Origin of the sequence: Pseudoalteromonas sp. C2R02 (assembly GCF_018860845.1) — a bacterium.
In the GTDB taxonomy this organism is placed as follows: Bacteria; Pseudomonadota; Gammaproteobacteria; order Enterobacterales; family Alteromonadaceae; genus Pseudoalteromonas.
In genome coordinates this window covers 157826-180130 of sequence record NZ_JAHKQC010000036.1, presented here as the reverse complement: position 1 = coordinate 180130, position 22305 = coordinate 157826, and the positions used below count along the sequence as shown (strand labels likewise).

The window sequence follows — 22305 nt, the reverse complement described above, 5'->3', positions numbered from 1 at the left end:
ATTATTATGAAACAGTTTAACTTTTCTAAAAATCATTTAGCAGCATGTATTAGTGCAATTATGTTTGCAGGAATTAATACACAGCTAATAGCAGCTGAACAAACCACAAGTACAGGTAATTCAAATACCGCAGTGAAACAAATTGAAGTTATAGAAGTAAAAGGTATTCGGGGCAGTTTAATAAAGTCAGCGGATTTAAAACGCGCAGAATCGGGTGTCGTAGATATAATATCTGCAGAAGATATGGGTAAATTTCCAGATACTAATTTAGCTGAATCACTGCAAAGGATCACGGGTGTTACTGTGAGTCGCTCAAATGGTGAAGGCAGTAAAATAACTGTACGTGGTTTTGGTCCAGATTTTAATCTTGTGACCTTAAATGGTCGTCAAATGCCGGGCACAGGTAATTCTCGTTCATATAAATTTGAAAATCTGTCATCGGATGGCATAAGTGCATTAGAAGTACACAAAACTGCACGTGCTAAAAATCCAAGTGGTGGTTTAGGGGCTACCGTTAATATTGTAACTATGAAGCCATTTAATAGCCCTGGTGAAAAGTATTCTTTATCTGCAAAAGCGATACACGATACTTCAAATGTTGAGGGTAATGATGTAACACCTGAAATTGGTGGCGTTTATAGTAATACTTTTTTTGATGACAGTTTAGGTTTTGCAGCTTCATTTACCCATCATAGACGTGATTTTCAAAAGCAATCAGCGAATATTCAAGGTTGGCAGGCTAATGTCGATTTACCTGATTTAGATGCATCAAAAGTCATAGACCCACGTGCTTTAGATTCAGAGGGCGAACCTATCGGTGCGCATTATTTTCCGCGAGATATGAATTACAGCATTGAAGATAATCAAAGAGAGCGGATCAATGGCCATATTACTTTTCAATATGCACCCATTGATGATGTGATTTTAACTTTAGATTATACCGCGACAGACGCAACTACAGGCACTAACTCGCTAGGCTGGGGTATGTGGAATGATTATGGTGGAAATATTAATGCCTATGAATTAGATGCACATGGGACTGCAATTTATGCAGATATTAGTGGTAATGATGGTTCATATTCAGCTTCTAGAAGTACAACCGAGGTAAAAGAGCGATCCATTGGCCTTAATTTAGAGTGGCAGGCTACTGATTCACTACATTTTGAATTTGATTATCATGATTCAAAAAATAAAATCGATGATGGAGGTGATGCTGGTCTTGGTAGTGCCGGCACGTTAGTTTTAGGTTCAGACCAATTAACAACTAAAACATATGATAACCGCATTGGTGATATTCCTCATGCACAAATTTATTGGAACAATGGGACGACAGTATTAGCACCGAGCGAAATAGATTCTCACTTTAGTCAGTTTGTGCATAAACCTGGGGAGTCATCTGTTGATCAATTTCAACTTCATGGTACTTGGGATAATACGTTTGATATTCCATTAGTGAATGTGAAATTTGGTGTTGTGCGTACAGAGCAAGACATTGGCGGTTCTCATGCTTGGAGTGGCTTGATTGGTGGTTTCTTATTTAATCCAGCTTATACAGAAATGCTCCCTGATGGCATGTTTGAGCTAAATAATACAAATGATTTCTTAGATGAATTTAGTGGTGGCGGTAGTAATTTATCGCCTAACTATTATTACTCATTTGATTTTGATGAAGTTGTTGCACGCTCAGAGGCATTTTTAACGAATGCTCAATTGGGTGGCGATGATTATTTTGCTACTACGGCTTACCATGATATGGGGACATATTCTGCAAGTTCAGTTAAAGAAGATACCGATAGCATTTATATACAATCACTATGGGAATTTGAAGTATCCCAGTTCCCTATTCAACTGAATGTCGGTGTACGTTATGAGGAAACATCGGTAACTAGTCATGTACTGCAAGATGTCCCCACTTCAGTTTGGTGGAAAGGCGGAAGTGAATGGCATACTCAATATTTAGATGGTGATAGTAATACACTTGTTTTGACGGGCGAGCATGATGTCTTTTTGCCTATGATAGATATGAAAGTTGACTTAACTGAAGAACTTGTTGGTCGTGTATCTTGGGGTAAAACAATTTCAAGAGCACCTCTTGGATCGCTAGCGGGTGGTCGCCAACTTTCTTCTAGTCCTAAAATTGGTTCTAGAAATGGCACAGAAGGAAATACTAACTTAATGCCATTTGAATCAACTAATTTTGATTTATCATTAGAGTATTACTATTCACCAGGTAGCTACGCAGCCATCGGTTACTTTAAAAAGAATGTTAAAAACTTTATTGGTAATCAGAAAGTTAAAACAAATATAGCGGGTTTCCATGATATTTATGAAGGGCCTCGCTGGCAGCAAGCTGAAGCGGACATAATAGGACGTGGCGAACAAGCAACAAATGACGCGATTTTTGCGCAAATGCAAGTCAATGGTGCAACATTAAATAGCCAAGGTTATATCGAGCCAAATACTAATGATCCTTTGATGACTTGGGATATTTCTCGTCCTTTTAATAGTAAGGATGATAAACAAGTTGATGGCTTTGAATTGGCAGTAGTGCATTTATTTGGTGAATCAGGCTTTGGTGTGGGTGTTAATGCCACATTTGTAGAGGGTGATGTTGAATTTGATGTTGACAGTTTAGAACAACAAACCCCTTTAACAGGTTTAAGTGACTCAGCAAACTTCCAAGCTTTTTATGAGAAAGATGATTGGTCTGTAAAAGTCACTTATGCATGGCGAGATGAATACTTAATTGGTGTTGGTCAAGATCAAGGTTCATCAGATAACCCGCCACAATTTGCAAAGTCATTTGGTCAGTGGGATATGAGTGTTAATTATAATGTTAATGATAATATCACTGTATTTTTTGAAGGGTTAAATCTAAATAATGAAACTGAACAAGGCTTTGGCCGATACGAAGAACAGTTCTTGTTTGCACGTCAATATGGGCCTCGCTATGTGTTAGGTGCTCGATACAGTTTTAAATAAACCCCAACCTTTGTCGTTCAGTTTGCACACTGTGCGGCAATTTTTCTTCATTTATTTTATTTATTTTAACTTATAGGAATTTTTATTATGGCTGGCATGTCAGTGAATCTCGCGCATGAAGATACCTTAAATTCAGCATCTACAAATAAAAATAACAGATTTGCATTGGTTTCGTTAACATCACTGTTTTTTATGTGGGGTTTTATAACTTGTTTGAATGATATTTTGATCCCTTATTTAAAAGGGGCATTTGATTTAACTTATACCCAAGCAATGTTGGTTCAGTTTTGCTTTTTTGGCGCATATTTTATCGTTTCACTGCCAGCGGGTAATTTGGTGGGTAAAATAGGTTTTAAAAAAGGCATAGTAGTAGGTTTAAGTATTGCAAGTGTAGGCTGTTTATTATTCTATCCAGCATCACTACTAGAAAAATATTCACTGTTTTTACTCGCATTATTTGTTTTAGCTTCGGGTATTACAATTTTACAGGTCTCTGCTAATCCATATGTCAGTGCACTTGGCCCAAGTAAAACAGCTTCATCACGCCTTACCATGACGCAAGCTTTTAATGCATTAGGTACTACAGTGGCACCTTTTTTTGGAGCCTGGCTTATTTTCAATGGTGCTGAACATGCTATTGCCGATCCTTCAGCTGTGCAAACTCCATATATATTTCTTGCTCTTTCTTTACTTATATTAGCTATCATTTTTGCTTATTTAAAACTGCCTAATTTAGGACAAAAAGAACATGTGCAGCAGTCAACACAAAAATCATGGCATTTTAGTCATTTGAAATTAGGTGCTTTAGGCATCTTTTTATATGTAGGCGCAGAAGTGGCTATTGGTAGCTTTTTAATTAACTTTTTAGCAGAGCCAAATATTGCAGCTATGGCAGAGTCACAAGCGGCTAATTACATTGCTTATTATTGGGGGGGCGCTATGGTGGGCCGTTTTATTGGTGCAATTGTAATGCAGCGTATTGCAGCAGGAAAAGTACTGGCTTTTAATGGTGCATGTTCAATTATATTAATATTACTGGCTGTCGTGTTAGATGGTTCAGTTGCTATGTGGTCAATATTAGCAGTTGGTTTATTTAACTCAATTATGTTTCCAACAATATTTAGTTTAGCTATTAATGATTTGGGTGATGCTGCCAGTCATGGTGCTGGGGTTTTATGTTTAGCGATTGTTGGCGGTGCAATAATACCTTTAGTTCAAGGCATATTAGCTGATTTAGTGGGTGTGCAACTGTCATTTATTCTTCCAGTATTTTGTTATGTGTATATAGCGTATTACGGATTAATAGGTTCAAAACCTATGATGACTTTAAAAGAAGGATCTTAGGATGAACATTAATAAACAATCGTTGCTCAGTATAATGGTAGTTTCAGGCTTGGTTGGATGCTCTGTAGAAAACGAACACTTTCAAAAAGTTGAAGATAAAAAAGCAATTTGGCCAAAAATAGTTTCACAAGTACCTAAAGATGAAAATGTTGAGATTAAAGTTAAACAACTTTTATCTAATATGACATTGGAACAAAAAGTAGCTCAAATGATCCAGCCTGAAATACGTGCTATTGCAGTTGAAGATATGCGTAATTATGGTTTTGGCTCATATTTAAATGGTGGGGGGTCATTTCCTAATTCTGATAAACACGCGACACCACAAGATTGGATAAAACTAGCTGAAGATATGTACCAGGCATCAATAGATGATTCAATAGATGGCTCATCTATTCCTACTATGTGGGGAACGGATGCTGTTCATGGTCACAATAATGTAATAGGTGCAACACTTTTTCCTCACAATATTGGTTTAGGTGCGGCAAACAATCCAGCTTTAATAAAAAAAATTGCACAAGTAACAGCAACAGAAGTCATGGTTACAGGTATTGATTGGGTATTTGCACCTACTGTTGCGACAGTAAGAGATGACCGCTGGGGCAGAACGTATGAGGGGTATTCTGAAGATCCTAAGATCGTAAAGACTTATGCAAGTGCCATAGTAAAAGGTTTACAAGGTAGTGCTGATAATGACTTTTTAGGCGACGATAAAGTGATCAGCACAGTTAAGCACTTTATTGGTGATGGTGGAACAATCGATGGTGATGATCAAGGGAATAATATCTCGCTAGAGCAAGCGTTACATGATATTCACGGCCAAGGGTATATCGGCGGTTTAACAGCAGGGGCACAATCTGTTATGGCATCATTTAATAGTTGGCATGGCGAAAAAGCACATGGCAATCACTATTTATTAACAGACGTCTTAAAAAATCAAATGGGATTTGATGGTTTTGTTGTCGGTGACTGGAATGGCCATGGTCAAGTGAAAGGTTGTAGTAATGAAAGTTGCTCACAGGCTGTAAACTCGGGTCTTGATATTTTTATGGTACCAACAAATGCTTGGAAGCCTTTACTTGAAAATACCATAAAACAAGTTGAGAAGGGTGAAATTTCACAATCGAGAATTGATGATGCCGTTTCTCGGATTTTACGTGTAAAAGTACGTGCTGGTTTATTTGACAAACCAAGTCCGGCTAAACGAGTTTTATCAGGAAAAACCGAGCTAATTGGTAGTAAAGCACATAGGATAATTGCACAACAAGCAGTAAGAGAGTCTCTTGTTTTATTAAAAAATAAAGATAACTTATTACCTTTGTCACCTAAGATAAATTTATTAGTCGCAGGTGATGCTGCGCATAATATTGGCAAGCAATCAGGTGGATGGACCATCACTTGGCAAGGTATAAATAATGTTAATTCAGATTTCCCTGGCGGTAGTTCAATTTATGATGGCTTATCAGCACAAGTTAAAGCCGCAGGTGGTCAGATTGTTTTGAGTGAAGATGGCAGTTTTAAAGAAAAACCTGATGTTGCAGTGGTTGTTTTTGGTGAAGCACCCTATGCCGAAGGGCAAGGTGATGTTGAAGATTTAGCATATCAAAAAGGTATTAAATCAGACTTAAAATTACTTCATAAACTTAAAGCACAAGGAATACCTGTTGTTTCTATTTTTATAAGCGGCCGCCCTATGTGGGTAAATGCAGAGCTCAATGCCAGTGATGCGTTTGTAGCTGCTTGGTTACCTGGCTCAGAAGGTAAAGCAATTGCAGATGTATTATTTATGGATCACCAAGGAAAAGTACAATATGATTTTAAAGGTAAATTATCATTTTCTTGGCCTAAAACACCGGATCAAATTGTTAATCTTAATGATGATAAATATCAACCATTATTACCATATGGTTTTGGTTTGCAATATGGAGATAAAAACCTACTGGCTGATAACTTATTAGAAACATTTGATTATATAAAAGATCAAACTGCTGGATTGCATATCTTTACAGGTAAAATAGTCGAGCCTTGGAATGCAATTTTAGCTTCTGATAAACAAATTACGGAAATCGTTTCAAATACGGTAACTTTACCAGGAATTAAGTATCGAACGGTAGATAAAAAAATACAAGAAGACGCTTTTAGAATTGAATTTGATGGGAGTAAAAATGCCGGTGTTCAGTTCAATCATAAAACTAAAGATCATGAAATTTTGCAATTAGGTTTGCTAACACACTCACAATTATTTCTTAATATAAAAAGGGATAGTGAAGTTATAGCACCTGTTTATATCTCACTAAATTGTGATAAAAATACTACAGCTTCAGCCGACTGTATGATGCAGCAGGATATAAGTCAAAAGTTAGCTTTAATACCAAAAGGAGAATGGTCTGACTTATCGATAGATACAAGATGTTTTGCAAATAATGAATTACTTTTAAGTGAAGACATCAGTGCACTTAAGCTGAGTACTGCTGCAATGTTAGATTTATCTATTAGTGATATTCGTTTTGAGTCAAATGGGGAATTTGAAACTATTAACTGCCATTAGATCTATTTGATAAATAAACAGAGGCGACTTAATTACCTCTGTTTATTTATGTTTGCCTAACGCACTTTAATTAAAGGTAGAATTTTTTCAATTAACTGAAGTTCTCCATTATATCCTTTTACATTAGTTAAAATGGCAATAGAGATATTACTTTTAACGTCAAGAGCAACCATAGAATCTGCAACGGCTTGTCTTCCTGAATGACCTATACTAACGCGATCCGTTTGAGGGAATAACATGACACCATTGCTATAACTTTTTTGTGATCAAGTTGGGAGTCGCGGTTCGGCTAAACTTGTTATTAATAAAAACTTTATAGGAAAATAGTGGAGGGATTTTCTTTTATCAGGACATAAATGTGACACATGCAATCTTTTTATTAAATTACCAAAAAATACAAGTGCATCAAGCGATGATTTTGATTAATAGTTAGCAAAGAATCACGCTGCCAAGAATTCATTATTTATTAAAAGTATTGAATAAATATCGATGGCAACTTTTTGTTTACACAAAGCTTTAATATTTTAATTACTAAAAATAATATGTAACTTCACCGTAATAAAAAAGCCAGTCGTCAACTGGCTTTTGATGGTTGGGTTGTTTTTTCTGGATTGTTTAATTAATGATATCTTAGCTCTTGCACTTTCCCCCAGAATACGCGGTAAGAAAACGCTGTGTAGCTGAAAATAACCGGTACAACTATTATGGTGCCCCATAATAAAAAGCTTAAAGACTCAGGTGCTGCAGCAGTTTCCCATATTGTTAATTTGTTTGGCACGATATAAGGGAAGAAACTAAAAGCTAAGCCAAAGAAACATAAAGCGAATATTACTACAGCAGCCACAAATGGACGCCAGCATCCTTTATCATTAACTTTAGGTAACTGCTTTAATTGTATGAAGCTAAATATAAATAGCCCAAAACATATAAGTGGTAAAGGTAAAATGTATAAAGTATTAGGCCAAGAGAACCACTTAGCGTAAACTTCTGGGTTAATTAAAGGGTTCACAAGCGATACAGCTACCACACCTATAAAACAAACTAAGCCAGACTTTTTAGCCCAATTAACCGCTTGGATTTGTAAGTCGCCTTCAGTTTTCATGATTAACCAACATGCACCTATGTAGCTATAAGCTGCTGCGACACCAAAGGCACTCAGTACACTAAAGCTATATGCAGCCAATGTACTTTCAAAACCCATCACATACATGCCTAACATATAACCTTGGCTTAAAGCGGCTAATAAAGAGCCAGCTTTAAACACTTTATTCCATGTTGGTTTGTGACTAAATGCAGCTTTCGCTCTAAAATCAAAAGCAACGCCACGCAACACTAAACTAATTAATAAAATTGCAGTAGGTAAATACAGCTCTTTAAATACAAAGCTATGTGCCGCTGGAAAAGCAATAAGTAATAACCCGACAGCCAAAACTAACCAAGTTTCATTGGCATCCCAAAAAGGACCAATTGAAGCTATCATGGTATCTGCATCATCTTTTTGTTCTAGCGGTAGCAATACGCCCACGCCTAAATCAAATCCATCTAAAATGGCATAAAGTAAAACGGATAAACCCATTAAAGAAACAAAAACAACGGCTAATGTATTTTCTTCAAACATAATTTACCCCTTAACTACTTTATGAGAATAAACAACAGGTTTTACTTTTTCATCATCGCTTATTTCTTCTATTTCAACTGCACGACCTGCCATAGTGAAAACCGTATGTAGATATGCAACCAAAATAACAACGTATAAAGTAAGATACATAATTAAAGTAAAGCCCACGTTTTCTGCTGCGATATCGGTTGCAGCATCTTTTATTGTTAGCACACCTGTCACTAACCAAGGTTGACGGCCAATTTCTGTGACATACCAACCAGCGAGTGTTGCAACCCAGCCAGAGAAGCTCATAACAACTAAGGCTTTTAGTAACCAAGGAGGTAATTGATTCTTACGCCATAGTTGAATTCGGCTAAACCAAGCAATTGCCAGCATTAACATACCAAGACCTACCATAAGTCTAAAAGCAAAAAATACAGGCGCCACTGGAGGGTGATTACCTTCAAATTCGTTCAACCCTTTGATTTCACCATTTAAATCGTGCGTTAAAATAAAGCTTGCCATATTAGGGATTGCAACTTCAAAATGGTTGGTTTTTTGTTCTTCATCTGGCACAGCAAACAACAATAATGGTGCGCCTTTTTCGGTATGCCATACACCTTCCATTGCTGCAATTTTTTGTGGTTGATGCTCTAGTGTATTTAATCCGTGCATATCTCCTACAAAAACTTGTAGGGGAGTGAGCAATGCAGCAACGGTTAAAGCAATTTTTAAAGTTAACTTAGGAGCTTGTTTATCATCGCCTTTCAATAAACGATAAGCACTGATCCCTGCAACTAAAAACGCAGCTGTTAAACCCGATGCAATAAGCATATGCATGAGCCTATAAGGGAAAGAAGGATTAAAAATAATTGCTAGCCAATCTACAGGAAAAGCAACACCATCACGCATTTCATGACCTTGCGGCGTTTGCATCCAAGAGTTGAGTGCTAAAATCCAAAATGCAGATAAACTTGTACCTATTGCTACAATTAAAGTGGAAAGAGTATGAACTCTCGCTGATACTTTATTTATACCAAATAGCATAATGCCTAAGAATCCAGCCTCTAAAAAGAAAGCTGTTAGCACTTCATAACCGAGTAAAGGCCCTGCAATATTACCAACGGTTTCCATAAATTTAGGCCAATTAGTACCAAATTGAAAAGACATGGTAATACCACTAACTACACCGATTGCAAAAGTTAGGGCAAAAATTTTGACCCAAAAACGATAAGCACGCATCCAAACTGGATCGGCAGTTTGATCAAAACGTAATTTGAAATAAAACAAAAACCAACTTAATGCGATGGTAATTGTAGGGAACAGGATATGAAAACTAATATTCGCTGCAAACTGTATGCGTGAGAGCATTAAGGTTTCTAACATAACTTACTCCATAAACCATATTAAGCACGACACTGTGTTAATTGGTTCTAAGTTTTAAAGGTGACGATTTCTATAATATTTAAATAATCTAAATAAAAATGGCTAAGCACTGGGCTTAACCATTTTTCATAAACTTGTCTTTCATATCGATGACTTTACTTACGCCAGCACCAAGTTTCATTAAAGTGTTCAATTTATCTGGACTCATACTTTGTAACTCACCAGCCCAATGGGTGATAGTTTCAAGTAAATCATGAATTTCGTGCATGCGATCTTGCGCGTATTGTTCTTGTTGATTGCCTGGTTCATCTAATAAATTATCACGAAGCAATGATAGAGTAGGGTCGACTTCACGTTTTCGACGCTCTTCAAATACACGTGTCGCCATTTCCCATATTGAACCTGCAGGTGAGTAGTACTCTTTACGATCTTTTGGTTTATGATGCACTTGCACTAAACGCCACGACTGTAACTCTTTAATGCCCATACTGACATTACCGCGAGAAATATTTAGTGCTTCAGATATTTGCACCGCACTAAGCGCTTCTTCATGAATTATTAATAACCCATACATTTGTCCAACCGTTCGGTTAAATCCCCAGCGACTGCCCATTTCGCCACAATGCATTACAAACGATTCAATTTTAGCTGTCATTATCATTGTATTTTAATTTCTGAAGTTTCAGTATTTTCTGAAAGTTTAAACTCTTATTGATTTAGATCAAGCTTTTTTTAGTGAAATTGGGAATATTCTTTCAAAACGAGATTCTTGTTCTTTAGGGTTTTTTTGAAAATAAGTGAGGGATTTACTAATTTGAAGCCAACTGGATAAATATTGGGGATTAGATTTATAACAGCAACGTGATAAGTTCTAAGTTTTATAGAAATATTCTATAACCTTAAATACCAGCATTAACAGATAGGAAGGGTTTCATCAGCTAAATTGAGGAAGTTTACTTTTTGAATATAAATCTGTCTAGTGAAACTTGGTCAGTCCAAAATGCTTTAGCTGAGCGTATTAATGGCATTCTAAAAAGAAAACACCTATTGGTAAAACCAAAAGACTTGGAGAAGCCAAAAAAAGTTACAGGATCCTTGATGACATATAAAAAAGGAGGCCACATACGGCACTAAAATTCAAAACGCCTAATGAAGTAAATCAGGCGTTTTAATAAAAATGTGTCACCTATGCTAGAATAATACAACTAGACCGAGACATACGTTTAAATGTGTAATGATGCGAAAAGGAGCCAACGGTTAGGTATCAGCCTTAAACATTTAGCGATATTTATTGGTTTGTCGGTCTAAGACCTTCAATTATCAGCGCATCTACCCAATAAGGGTTGCCTACAAAATAAGTACTCCCATCTTCTCTAACTTTTCCCCTTGTACAAAAACAAATATTTTCCATCAGATGTCATCCTCGGGCGATGTCCATAAGCTGTTGTGTTGATTTTATAGCCCTTGTTAATTACAGTGCCTCATGCACCATCTTTTAGTCGAAAACTAATATAGATATCAGGAGTGCTTTCACCTTTATTTGAAACTAACAAAATTATTCACTTCTATGTTGATGTCGCTCTCATTGGTTGATAGCGTACTTTAATATGTATTGAAGCGAAAACGAGTCAACTATTACCTTTGCACTTCATACTATCAGCGTTATGTATTATTTTTAGGCTTGAGATTATCAATCACTTTAGTATCCACCCAATATTTTTTACTTACATAGTGACGACTTCCATCTTCTTCGACTTTCCAATCTCCTCTACTAAAAAAGAGGTATTTGCCGTCATGTGTCACCTGTGGGGCACTTTCCTGGAAGTTTGTGTTTATTTTCGGGCCCATATTTATTGGTGATGCCCAAGATTCACCTTCTTGTTTAAAACTAATGTAGAGATCAGATTGTCCGTAGCCACCTTCTCGTACGACATCCCATATTAAATAGGATTCATCTGGTGCAATATATGGATGAGCAATCCATTTACCTGCATTCATATCTTTACTCAGTGTCACAGGGGATGCATATTGGCCATTAATCAGGCGAGAATAACTAAGTTTTCCGTGTCCTGAATAAAATTCTTTTTCATTTTCAAAAAGCGGAAAGTAATAAGTACCGTTAGCTGAAACTGATAAACCATGAGCAGTTTTTTTTAAGATCTCTCCTAGGCTTTTAGGTTCCGACCAGCCTTTGTCGGTTCGCTCTCTATATTCCTTGCCAGAATACAATATATTTCCATCAGCGGAGAAATGTGGCCACTTAATATCTGTCTCAGATTCTTTCCCCCAATTATTGTTTTCATATCTAATAACAAAAAAAGTGCGTTTATTATCTTTCCCACCTCTCCTAGTAAAATAGAATTCCTTCATATCTGGTGAAAACCAACCAGCATCAAACCTTCCTTCTGGAGATAATATTTTAGGATCAAAAAGTTTAGGCATTAAGCTGGGAGGCTTTAGCCCAAAATATGGGTCTTCCAATACTGGAAACGTATCTTGACCATAACTATTGCTACTGAAAGCAAGAATAGAAAACACTAGAATAATTGAAATACAAATGTTGTTCATAATTTACCTTTATTTTGAAACAAATGATTTATTAAACTTCACTAAATGTGATTGAGAAGGCATAAGTTTAATCAAGTCACTTATTAAATACCTGAAGTTTTTATGAATTTTCGCTGATTTTTTCTGACGGTGATAATCAACTTATTAAATGTATATAACAACTTTTATGGTGACGTCTCAGTAACATGACTCGAGTAACCCACTAAAAATAAGTGGAAAAAATTTAAAAGCTAACAGAAACACGCGCACAAAGTGAGCATAAACACTAACCAACTTTGTGCGCCATTACGCCATAGAAGCAATGACAATTTTTACCACATGCGAGACATTAAGTCGCTAGTACTTAAAGCTAATTTGGATTAGACTTTTTATCAATAACACCTAATTCAATAAATGTGAATCTGATGCTATTTATTCTTTTGATTTTGCTTGCAAGCTTTTTAACCATCTCATACCGTATGCCGCCACCAAAGGAGACGAATCGCTATGTCCATAAGACTCAGCAATAATGTTATTTATTGAAGCAATTCCTTTATATTTTTTATTGTTAAGTTGGCTAACAAAATCTTCGACAAATGGCGCTACCTCTTCCTCTAATTCTCCATAAGAAGTTAAGACATTAATCGCAGATCGGGTATTTTTTAAAGCGGCATGTTCTTGAGCAAATAGTGTCGGTACTTTCTCGTCTAATGGACTCCCCAGAATGTAATTTTTAAATGAGTCGGGTTGTGTCATTAGTGCGTAAACACCAAATACTCCACCAGCGGAAAAACCGAAATAGGTTCGATTGTTCGGCTCGGTTCTGTAATTACTTTCTACAAACTTAAAAACATCTTTGCGAATAAAAGCTAAGTGCTTATCAGCTAATCCAAATTTTATTTTAGGATGTTTTTTACTCACGGTCTTCTTAAATGTGTAATCCATATAACGACTGACATGAACACCATATTGTTGCCTTAAATCCTCTGAGATGTCTTTCTGCCAAGAGATGCCTACTAAAATTACATCTTTCCAAATCATATATGAGGCAGATGATAATAATTCGATATGCTCTACGGCATCTGTAAAGTAAACAACCGGGTAGTTCTTGTCCTTATTTTTCTCGTAATTATTAGGTAGTTTGATGAGTAGCTCGTATTGTTTATTCGATATAGTATCTTTAATCGGAATAACTTGTGTTCCAGGGATAGAATATAATTTGTGCTCACTTGCTCCAACATTGAAGAAAGGTAACAAAAACAAAAAAATTAAAATCTTTTTCATATAAAATCACTCACTCGTAAATTGTAAAATTGCTTGACAGGTTCTTGCTATAAATCAACACAGGCTTGATAAACCTATGTTGTGAAAAAATCTAAAGTGCCGTGGGGTTTTAAGCAACTTAAAACTTCTTAAATCTTCTTAAATTACACCCTAAATAATAGTTAGTAACTTAAAAGTAATTTAATTTCAATAGCTTAGTTTTGGCGTTGTGTTTTGTTTCCTGGTAGAAGTTTAGAGAAGTACAAGCTTCATCTAGTATCATTAGGACTCATACTTTGGACGTAAATGTCGGTCTATTTCGAACAAAGGTGTTAAAGTTAATAAAATGCGATTAATGACAGATCAAACAGGTTAAAAACAAAGCTTCTATTTAAAGATGGCGGTATACTGCTCCAATAATAAAAATAATCTTTACTCTTTGGATACGTTCTTGGAATATACTCAGCAATATCAACTGGGTTCGTGGATAATTTGTCCTCAAACCAATACCATAAAAAATCAAGCTGATTCACATTCTATCGACAATAAAAGCATGCAAGTGCTGTTGTTTTTAATACTCCACAGTGGAGAGCAGGTTACTAAAGACCAGATTTTTGAACATGTCTGGAAAGATAGTTTTGTGGCAGATGACATATTATCTGTCGCGGTAAGCAAAATAAGAAAAGCATTGGGCGATAATGCTCGCAGCCCGACGTTTATCAAAACGCTGCCAGGAGTGGGCTATACCTTAATTGCCAAAGTTAAAAAACGAGACGAGCCTGAACAGGGCCATAGTAAGAAAATAGATTTCTATCGCATATATAAGCCAAGTATCGCTATGGGTATTATCACCTTATTGTTACTAACCCTATCTCTGGCAATGTATTTCATCAACACAGATAAAGACTCTCTTGCTAATCGAATTAATATCAACTCCATTGCAGTATTGCCTTTTGATGATCTTAGTTCAACGCAGGATAATCAGCATTTTACCGATGGATTGTCCGATGCGATTATTAATCAACTTTCCCAAATTAAACAATTGAAAGTGATCTCTCGCTATTCTTCTTTTACTTTTCGTGGAGAATACAACGCAAAAGAAATAGGTCAATCATTGAAGGTAGATGCTTTATTGGATGGCAGTGTGCAAACCATGGGCGACCAGGTTCGTATTAATGTCAGAATATTTAGTACAAGTGATAGTCAACAACTTTGGTCTAAAACCTTTGACAGTGAAAATGAGGATATATTCACCTTACAAGACAATATCAGTGCCGCCATTCAAGAAACAATCCAACCGGATTTTGTACCAAAAAATAGCATTAGTAGCCAAACACAGACTAAAAAAATTAGCGCGCAGGCGTACGAATGGTATTTGATGGGTCAATATCACTGGCGACAAAGTAATCCAATATCCCTTTCAAAGGCCGTGACTTATTTTAAACATAGTCTGGAGTTAGAACCTGAATATGCCGATGCACATATCGGTTTAGCGATTACTTATGTAGGTCTTCATCACTCTGCAAATTGGAGTGAGAAAAAATCATACGATAAATCATTGCCCCATATAGAGAAAGGGTTGGCTTTAAAGCCGAATTCACCAACAGCACTCGCGACTCAAGGTTTGCTCTTGACCCTCAAAGCGGGCTATGAAACAGGCTTTTCTGATGCTGACTCAGCCTTGATTCAACAAGCACATCACGCTTTCTTAAGTTCACTTGCCTTAGATGATAATGCCACTACTCACCGGTGGTATAGCCTATTGTTAAAGAAACTAGGTAATGAATCACAAGTCATTCAACACCTCAATAAAGCAATTAAACTTAATCCATTGTCAGCGTCTTTAAAACGATCACTCAGCAAGTATCTGCACTCCATAGGAAAACCAGATTCAGCGCAACGAATGTACCAACGTACTTTAATTCTAGAACCAAATCATTTATCGCATGTGGTTGACTCAACCCATATTTTTAGAAATACACGACAATCTATCATTGCTATGGCCCAATGGCACTTGGCAAATGCAGACATTTTTACAAATTGCTCAAGTGTTGAGTATTGCGAACAGTTGGTGCTAGCTTATTTAAGTATTGGTGCAACAGATGTCGCTAATAATATTTTGGCTAACATGAGCTCTAGGCACGGCCACTTTGTAAATTCTTTGAATTTGATTAATTTCGGTTCAAAAGGGGAGGAGCAAAAAATATTATCGATTAAAGAACGCATCGCACTTTATAGACCCAACGGAAGCAGCGCTTTGTTAGGGCTTGCCGTTGCGCAATTTCGTACTAGAAAATTTAACCAAGCTAAATCCACATTGCTAAAAGTCTATCCAGAGTGGGATAAACCAGAGTCTATTACTTTAAGTCAGATCAACCCAGATAATTATACAGCAATGGTTTTGTATGCTGTGACTTTGTTAAATTTAGAAGAGAAACAGTCAGCTGAGATTTTGCTACGCAGCCTACAGATATTCATCAAACAAAATAAGGTGTTTGATAAAATTCAGGCTGAATTTACTTTAGCTGAAGTTAACGCGCAATTAGGTGATCTTTCTGAAGCGATAGTGCATTTAGCAGCTGCACTGAAAATGGGTTGGCTCGAGACTTACGATAGGGAGTGGTGGTCATTAGAGAATAACCACCTTTTACGGCCTTTGTTTGAAGAACCTGAATTCAAATTATTACTAAAGCAACATCAGGAAAACCTAAACGAATTACGAGAGCAAGTTACCTTTAAGTTAAATACAATTTCTAGTTAGATGGAGTAACCCATCTTTCACAGTATTAACTTTTAATAACGACGATTGGTAAGCAAAGTCTGTTTAATTGAATGCTAAATTACCAATTTAAAAACATCAAACAATCACCTGAACTTTAATTGCTCATCTATTATGTTATTAAGGATATTGTTATTTTCAATTATGCTAGGTGTGCCGTGCAATGGCACATTGAGTGTTAATCGTATTTTATCAACATTTGCTAAAAAAATTTATCCTTTCAAATTAAGTCGTAACTGTCAGCTCATCGCAAACAGCAGACTTAGAGGCTCAAGAAAAACAAATCGTCAGAGCCATAAATTTGTAATTAATACTAACATTATACTTTTGAGTGACTAGCAAAGTAGGAAAATCTCGTTTTAACCTGAATATTAGGCGAAGAAGAAACTATATAACATCATGACTAGTGGATAAGTTTAATAACTGAAAATTTCATCAGAAAAGATGTCATTTGAAATATATAAGCTATTGCCTTTTTTAACCAACACACTTAAACCTAATAAATTCATTTTATGGTTTTATATTTTTCAAGTAAATATTAACATTCAACAAAAATAAGCTAGACTATACTTAAAAGAAAATATGAATAAATTCAAATGGATTTCGAATACATCATATATATATCAATTTTAATTTTGGCTATTTTTTATTTTTTATGGGGTGTATATGAAGTTTGTACATAAGATTGCTGGCGCTTCTTCAGCTTTATTATTTATCACGATTTTGTTATTGAATACGACACAATATCTGAATGTGAAAGCACAATTAGAAACCACTATTGAAGAAAGCATTACTGATATCGTCAATGGTGTAAAAAATACAGTGGCGTCAGAGCTTTCTGGTAAAAAATCTTTAGCTAAATATGCAACTAACATGGTGGAAGAAAATCCAACCCATGCTCATATTACTAATGTGATTAGTCAACCTCACATTAAAGAAGCTTTCTTACTGATTGGTGGTGGGTATGAATCGGATGGTTCTCATTTTAAAAGTGATCCGAGTTGGGATCCTGGCAATGGATGGGACCCAAGAAAAAGGCCTTGGTATATAGATGCTAAAAATGAACAAGAATTAATTATTACTGATCCTTATGCAGACTCTGCGACTGGAGAAATCCTCATTTCTGTTGCAACTCCTATAATGCAAGCAAGAAATTTTATGGGAGCCATTTTCTTTGATTTAAGTCTTTCAAGTCTATCTGATTTAGTAAACAGCGTGAAGTTATTTGATGCGGGTTATGTTTTTATTGTGACTGAAAAAGGCACTGTTATTGCTCATCCTGAAGGACAATATAACGGTAAAAATATGTCCAATTTTTTACCAAGTGGTAATATCAATAGTAACCAAATTCAACATGTCATGATTGACGATATAGAATATGATTTAAAATTTGTAAAAATTCCTGAGCAAGATTGGTATGTTGGTGTCGTATTAAATGACAAAATTGCTTACCAGTCAGTATATAGCATGAGAAATAATGCCATAGTGTATGGTTTTATAGCATTGATTGTAAGTGTTTTACTATTGCCATTGTTAATGAAAAAATTACTAAAACCGTTAGACTGTTTAAATGAAGCAATTAAAGATGTTGCATCGGGTAATGGCGATTTAACTAAAAGGTTACAAACAGATACAGATAAAGAATTTGCTGAACTCGCAGGTGGATTTAATACCTTTACCAGTAATTTACAAGCACAGGTGACCAGGTTAAAAGCGACCGGGAAAGATATTCTTAACGGAACTGAAGTGATGGAGCAAGGCGCGCTATCCTCTGACGAGGCTATGTCTACTCAACTTCAAGAAATTGAGCTACTTGCAACTGCAATGCATCAAATGGCAACAACAGCTTCTGATGTCGCTACTAATGCTCGAAATGCAGCTTCTGCGGCTCAAGAAGCTGAAGACTCTACACAAAAAGGGTCTGATATTGTTAAATCTACAACTTCATCAATTGAAGCCTTGTCCCACCAAATTGAACAAGCGGTGAGTGATGTTGTAATTTTAGAAGAAGCGGCACATAGTATCGAAACTGTACTTCAAGTGATAAATGATATTGCAGAGCAAACAAATTTATTAGCACTTAATGCTGCAATAGAGGCTGCAAGAGCAGGAGAGCAAGGTCGTGGTTTTGCGGTGGTAGCAGATGAAGTAAGAACCCTAGCTTCACGAACGCAAGAGTCTACGACTGAAATCAGAAATATGATTGATAAATTGCAAGCTGGAACGACTACAGTATCACAAGCAATGAAATCAAGCCAAGTTGCAGCGAGCAATACAGTTGAGCAAGCAAGTCAAACAGATGAAGCATTAAACAGTATTTATGCTGCGATAAAACTGATTAATGATATGAATCTACAAATTGCTTCAGCAGCTAATGAGCAAAGTACAGTTGCAGAAGAAATTAATACAAATACGGTGAGAATTAAAGATTTATCTATTTCTGTGTCAGATCAAAATCATAAAACTGTTGATGCTATTCAATTGCAAACAGCAGGTGTCAGAGAGCAAAATGATATATTAGAAAAATTCAAAGTTTAGTGAACATGAAAAGTGAGATTGAAACTTAAAAACTGATTTATTTCAATACAGTGATTTTAATATGGCATTAAAATCACTGTATTGATTAAGGAGTGAAAGGTGCAACAGTCTAAAATTTTCTTTGCCATTACGAGTATATTATTGGCGTCCAGTGTTAATGCAAACAATTTAGGAAGTGAAATTGAACTGCTAAAAACACAACTCATGCAAATTCAAAAACGCATCCTCGAATTAGAAAAGGCAAATAACACAAAAGAAATATCAGATCCCAAAATAAACAAGGCCATTGGCGTGAATGCCAATGAAGCAAATAATTCATCGACAAAAAATGTCGATCTCTATGTGTCATTAAGGCCCACATTTGGCCGTATTGATGATGGAGATAATGAATTTTGGGATGTAAGAGATGCTTTATCAAATGCTGGTATTAAATCTACATTTGAATTTAGCTCTAATTGGAAAGCTATTTTGCATGGAGAATGGGGAATAGATCTTTCAAATAATGGCGACTTTGGTAAAGCTCGACAAGTATATGTAGCCTTAGATAGCCCATATGGGCAGGTAGGGATCGGTAAGCAGAGACCAGTTCAATATTCGTTTATTGCTGAATATGTTGATATATTTAATCATAGCTTGAGCCCTTTTGCTTATGACCCAGAAAGTCCTTTCTTTGTGAATAATTTACTTACTTATAAAAAGCAGATTAATGCGTTTACTTTGATGTTAGCCAGTCAATTTGATGGTGAAAATGCAAATGATGACAGTGACTTTTTTAATGCGGGTGTCAGTTATGACTCATCGGGGTTTCACTTAGGATTAACTTATTCTAAAAAAGATCGTTTTATTGAAAACAATAATACAGGAAGTAATTTAATATATGCAGGCTCAATTGCATACACATTTGATAATGATTTATACCTAGCTGCTGGCTATCAAAATATAGATTACGAATATTTTAATCTTAACGATAGGCAAGGACATACATTTGATATGGGGTTAGCTTATCCTATAAATAAATATTTTAAATTTAAAACAGGTTACTTTGATTTCGAAGACGGTTTATCTGATATTACTAGCCAAAATTACCAAGGCGCTAATATTACTTTTGAGTGGTTGCCAGCTAATGGACTAAGGTTTCATTTAGAATATTTGTATAAAGACTTCGATGTAAAACCTGATTTTAGCTCATATTCATTAGGCTTTAGATATGATTTGTCTAAAAAATGGGAGTTTAACTAAATATTTTTACTAAAAAATAATGTTTTATGCTTTGAACTAGGGCTTTATATCAATTCTAGAAGTCTTATTCTTAACAATAATCCCAATGATATTATCTAGAGTAATAAGTTTATACTAATTACTCTATTTTGTATTAATGGGAGTAGAGTTAACAATGGTGAATTTTATACAGGTATTTATATCCCGCATAATTGCGCTTCTATTAGTTTAGACTGATAAAATCAGGTTAATTTGAACTGTTACAGAATAGTTATGATTCTGGCTTGTTATTTGGTAATTTTATTATTATGCAAGTCATTGCGATGATAGCACCCAAAGCAAAACCCGATAACAGGAATGGGTCTATTAATATATTGTCATTAAATTGAAATTCCCCTGATGATATTTTTTTCCAACCCATAAAATGCTGGTTTGAAGCAACAACTGCAGCAAAAAAACCAAATATAATTGCCATATACTTTACAAACCAATGAGATGCAAAAGGTAAGAGTAATATGACACCTAATATACCGATAACAGTTCTTTGTACACGACAATAAGGGCAAATATAAACGCTGCCAATTAATTCCATAGTCCAAGCAACTATGCAAATCACAATTGCCAAAAATCCAATCCAGTGGCGTTTTTCTATAATAGTTTTAATTTCAAAGGTTTTCATAAAATTTAGCTTTTCCAATAATTTTCAATGTTATGATATAACAAATTAAAGCAAAGGTATATCTTATTTCTTTTAGTTATATAGCTGTTTATTTATCATACTCAATGTAAGCCTTATCACTGATTGATATTGATAGATTTAAATCGTTTTTTAATTTTTTTATTTAAAGGTATTAGTAATTAACTTGATTCTAAAAAAGCTTTCAATGAAAATGACTTATTTTCAACAATACATTCAGTAAGGTATTTTTTATGATCCCTGCACCAATCAAAGAATTAATAACATTTGAAGACTTTGCTAAATTAGACATCAGAGTCGGTACAATCACACTGGTTTCTGAAGTTGCCAAATCAAATAAGCTAATGAAATTGACTGTAGATTTTGGAGATCATACGCGTTCGATCCTTTCTGGTATTAAACAAGAAAGAGCAGATCCTAAAGAAATTGAAGGGAAACAGGCTTTATTCGTTGTTAACTTACCTGAAAGGAAAATGGCAGGGGAATTATCTCAAGGTATGCTATTTGATATCGGTTATGAAGATAAAATTAATCCCTGTTTAGCTATGCCTGAAAATAAAATACCCAACGGTAGTCGGGCTGGCTAGTTTAATTGATGTAATTATTTTTATCTTGCTTGTTTGAGTTATAATAGCGCTAATATTTATTTAGATAGTCAGGAATACAATGAAGATCCAAGAAATCGCACTTTCAAATTCACAAAAGAAAAAGATTCAACGTGATGTTACTAGCGAAGAAGTGCTACAAATAGATGATAACGGCGATATCATAATTCATGTTGCTGCTTATGAAAGCTATAGAGAAACGATAAAAGGTCGTGATGTTACACCAATTGAAGTGGCTGTGGGTGAAGGGATTTTAGATTTTAGTGTTGATTACTTTGTATTTAGTTAATTAAAGCCTACTGTATATTACTTAGCTTGGTACATGCCAAAAGAAGCGTTGTTTTTCTTTGGATTGAGCACCAAGCTTTTCATAAAATGAAATTGCGGGTAAGTTACTTTTTGGGGTTTGCCATTGAATCGTCTTTATTATATGTTTTTTTGCAAAATATTTAAGTTGTTGCATAAGCTGCCTACCAAACCCCATGCCTCTCGTTTCTTCTGTTAAATATAAACAATCAAGGTATAAATACCAATCCACATCCCAAGTTGAAAATTGTTTAATAACAGACATATATCCGACAACAGTATCATGTGATTCAACTAAAAAAAATGTTATTGGAAGAGAGTCTAAATCAGTTAAATGGTTATGCTTAGGTGTTACTTTAAACTGACTCCCCTCAAATTCAGCATGTGCTGCTAGTAATTGAATTAAAGATTTATGATCTTTATCGTTAGCTAAACGAATTTGATATTTCATGATAACTCTTTGTATATCAGAGGAGGCTACTTTAGTGCCTCTTT

The 22305-nt window shown here is 35.4% G+C and carries 16 protein-coding genes and 1 pseudogene; 9 read left to right on the top strand and 8 right to left on the bottom strand.

The window, feature by feature from the left end; all coding sequences use genetic code 11:
- Positions 1 to 6: 6 nt before the first annotated feature.
- The 3 genes from KO527_RS16470 to KO527_RS16460 all read left to right on the top strand — a co-directional run bounded on the left by KO527_RS16470 (position 7) and on the right by KO527_RS16460 (position 6871).
- Positions 7 to 2982, top strand: coding sequence for a TonB-dependent receptor (locus KO527_RS16470; RefSeq protein WP_216041377.1), 2976 nt, complete (start codon positions 7 to 9; stop codon positions 2980 to 2982).
- Positions 2983 to 3078: 96 nt separating this feature from the next.
- Positions 3079 to 4326: a sugar MFS transporter gene (locus KO527_RS16465; RefSeq protein WP_252733820.1), complete on the top strand. Its 1248-nt coding sequence runs from the start codon at positions 3079 to 3081 to the stop codon at positions 4324 to 4326.
- 1 nt (position 4327) lies between these two features.
- Positions 4328 to 6871, top strand: coding sequence for a glycoside hydrolase family 3 protein (locus KO527_RS16460; RefSeq protein ID WP_216041375.1), 2544 nt, complete (start codon positions 4328 to 4330; stop codon positions 6869 to 6871).
- Between the two features lie 56 nt (positions 6872 to 6927).
- Here the strand turns inward: KO527_RS16460 and KO527_RS16455 are convergent, their stop codons facing one another.
- From KO527_RS16455 to KO527_RS16440, 4 genes are all read right to left on the bottom strand, one after another.
- The gene (locus KO527_RS16455; RefSeq protein WP_216041374.1) at positions 6928 to 7110 is read right to left on the bottom strand and encodes a hypothetical protein; all 183 of its coding nucleotides are present in this window, start codon (positions 7108 to 7110) and stop codon (positions 6928 to 6930) included.
- A gap of 380 nt (positions 7111 to 7490) precedes the next feature.
- Positions 7491 to 8489 carry a cytochrome d ubiquinol oxidase subunit II gene (cydB, locus tag KO527_RS16450; RefSeq protein ID WP_216041373.1) on the bottom strand — a complete coding sequence of 333 codons (999 nt, stop codon included), beginning with the start codon at positions 8487 to 8489 and terminating at the stop codon, positions 7491 to 7493.
- A gap of 3 nt (positions 8490 to 8492) precedes the next feature.
- Positions 8493 to 9857: a cytochrome ubiquinol oxidase subunit I gene (locus KO527_RS16445; protein ID WP_216041372.1), complete on the bottom strand. Its 1365-nt coding sequence runs from the start codon at positions 9855 to 9857 to the stop codon at positions 8493 to 8495.
- Between the two features lie 115 nt (positions 9858 to 9972).
- Positions 9973 to 10518, bottom strand: a complete 546-nt coding sequence (locus tag KO527_RS16440; RefSeq protein WP_216041371.1) for a MarR family transcriptional regulator — start codon at positions 10516 to 10518, stop codon at positions 9973 to 9975.
- 335 nt (positions 10519 to 10853) lie between these two features.
- Here KO527_RS16440 and KO527_RS26015 point away from each other — a divergent pair.
- Positions 10854 to 11029: pseudogene (locus KO527_RS26015) on the top strand (integrase core domain-containing protein); the annotation flags it as partial.
- Between the two features lie 490 nt (positions 11030 to 11519).
- Here KO527_RS26015 and KO527_RS16435 read toward each other — a convergent pair.
- Positions 11520 to 12425 (bottom strand): hypothetical protein, encoded by a 906-nt coding sequence (locus KO527_RS16435; protein WP_216041370.1) that lies wholly within the window; start codon positions 12423 to 12425, stop codon positions 11520 to 11522.
- A 411-nt stretch (positions 12426 to 12836) separates the two neighbouring features.
- Positions 12837 to 13688, bottom strand: a complete 852-nt coding sequence (locus KO527_RS16430) for an alpha/beta hydrolase-fold protein (RefSeq protein WP_216041369.1) — start codon at positions 13686 to 13688, stop codon at positions 12837 to 12839.
- A gap of 376 nt (positions 13689 to 14064) precedes the next feature.
- Here KO527_RS16430 and KO527_RS16425 point away from each other — a divergent pair, with 376 nt between their 5' ends.
- The 3 genes from KO527_RS16425 to KO527_RS16415 all read left to right on the top strand — a co-directional run bounded on the left by KO527_RS16425 (position 14065) and on the right by KO527_RS16415 (position 20223).
- Positions 14065 to 16428 carry a winged helix-turn-helix domain-containing protein gene (locus tag KO527_RS16425; RefSeq protein ID WP_354668627.1) on the top strand — a complete coding sequence of 788 codons (2364 nt, stop codon included), beginning with the start codon at positions 14065 to 14067 and terminating at the stop codon, positions 16426 to 16428.
- A gap of 684 nt (positions 16429 to 17112) precedes the next feature.
- Complete coding sequence (locus KO527_RS16420) at positions 17113 to 18984, top strand: methyl-accepting chemotaxis protein (protein WP_216041367.1); 1872 nt, start codon at positions 17113 to 17115, stop codon at positions 18982 to 18984.
- Between the two features lie 99 nt (positions 18985 to 19083).
- Positions 19084 to 20223, top strand: a complete 1140-nt coding sequence (locus KO527_RS16415) for a porin (protein ID WP_216041366.1) — start codon at positions 19084 to 19086, stop codon at positions 20221 to 20223.
- A gap of 250 nt (positions 20224 to 20473) precedes the next feature.
- Here KO527_RS16415 and KO527_RS16410 read toward each other — a convergent pair whose 3' ends face one another.
- The gene (locus tag KO527_RS16410) at positions 20474 to 20881 is read right to left on the bottom strand and encodes a hypothetical protein (protein ID WP_216041365.1); all 408 of its coding nucleotides are present in this window, start codon (positions 20879 to 20881) and stop codon (positions 20474 to 20476) included.
- A 251-nt stretch (positions 20882 to 21132) separates the two neighbouring features.
- Here KO527_RS16410 and KO527_RS16405 point away from each other — a divergent pair, with 251 nt between their 5' ends.
- Positions 21133 to 21486 (top strand): tRNA-binding protein, encoded by a 354-nt coding sequence (locus KO527_RS16405; protein ID WP_216041364.1) that lies wholly within the window; start codon positions 21133 to 21135, stop codon positions 21484 to 21486.
- Positions 21487 to 21565: 79 nt separating this feature from the next.
- Positions 21566 to 21793 carry a hypothetical protein gene (locus tag KO527_RS16400; RefSeq protein WP_216041363.1) on the top strand — a complete coding sequence of 76 codons (228 nt, stop codon included), beginning with the start codon at positions 21566 to 21568 and terminating at the stop codon, positions 21791 to 21793.
- 21 nt (positions 21794 to 21814) lie between these two features.
- Here the strand turns inward: KO527_RS16400 and KO527_RS16395 are convergent, their stop codons facing one another.
- Positions 21815 to 22261: a GNAT family N-acetyltransferase gene (locus KO527_RS16395; protein WP_216041362.1), complete on the bottom strand. Its 447-nt coding sequence runs from the start codon at positions 22259 to 22261 to the stop codon at positions 21815 to 21817.
- Positions 22262 to 22305 lie beyond the last annotated feature (44 nt).

Coding starts and splice junctions, on each gene's coding strand:
- KO527_RS16470 (WP_216041377.1), top strand. CDS start 7: ATGAAACAGTTTAACTTTTCTAAAAATCATTTAGCAGCATGTATTAGT.
- KO527_RS16465 (WP_252733820.1), top strand. CDS start 3,079: ATGTCAGTGAATCTCGCGCATGAAGATACCTTAAATTCAGCATCTACA.
- KO527_RS16460 (WP_216041375.1), top strand. CDS start 4,328: ATGAACATTAATAAACAATCGTTGCTCAGTATAATGGTAGTTTCAGGC.
- KO527_RS16455 (WP_216041374.1), bottom strand. CDS start 7,110: ATGTTATTCCCTCAAACGGATCGCGTTAGTATAGGTCATTCAGGAAGA.
- cydB (WP_216041373.1), bottom strand. CDS start 8,489: ATGTTTGAAGAAAATACATTAGCCGTTGTTTTTGTTTCTTTAATGGGT.
- KO527_RS16445 (WP_216041372.1), bottom strand. CDS start 9,857: ATGTTAGAAACCTTAATGCTCTCACGCATACAGTTTGCAGCGAATATT.
- KO527_RS16440 (WP_216041371.1), bottom strand. CDS start 10,518: ATGATAATGACAGCTAAAATTGAATCGTTTGTAATGCATTGTGGCGAA.
- KO527_RS16435 (WP_216041370.1), bottom strand. CDS start 12,425: ATGAACAACATTTGTATTTCAATTATTCTAGTGTTTTCTATTCTTGCT.
- KO527_RS16430 (WP_216041369.1), bottom strand. CDS start 13,688: ATGAAAAAGATTTTAATTTTTTTGTTTTTGTTACCTTTCTTCAATGTT.
- KO527_RS16425 (WP_354668627.1), top strand. CDS start 14,065: ATGGCGGTATACTGCTCCAATAATAAAAATAATCTTTACTCTTTGGAT.
- KO527_RS16420 (WP_216041367.1), top strand. CDS start 17,113: ATGAAGTTTGTACATAAGATTGCTGGCGCTTCTTCAGCTTTATTATTT.
- KO527_RS16410 (WP_216041365.1), bottom strand. CDS start 20,881: ATGAAAACCTTTGAAATTAAAACTATTATAGAAAAACGCCACTGGATT.
- KO527_RS16405 (WP_216041364.1), top strand. CDS start 21,133: ATGATCCCTGCACCAATCAAAGAATTAATAACATTTGAAGACTTTGCT.
- KO527_RS16400 (WP_216041363.1), top strand. CDS start 21,566: ATGAAGATCCAAGAAATCGCACTTTCAAATTCACAAAAGAAAAAGATT.
- KO527_RS16395 (WP_216041362.1), bottom strand. CDS start 22,261: ATGAAATATCAAATTCGTTTAGCTAACGATAAAGATCATAAATCTTTA.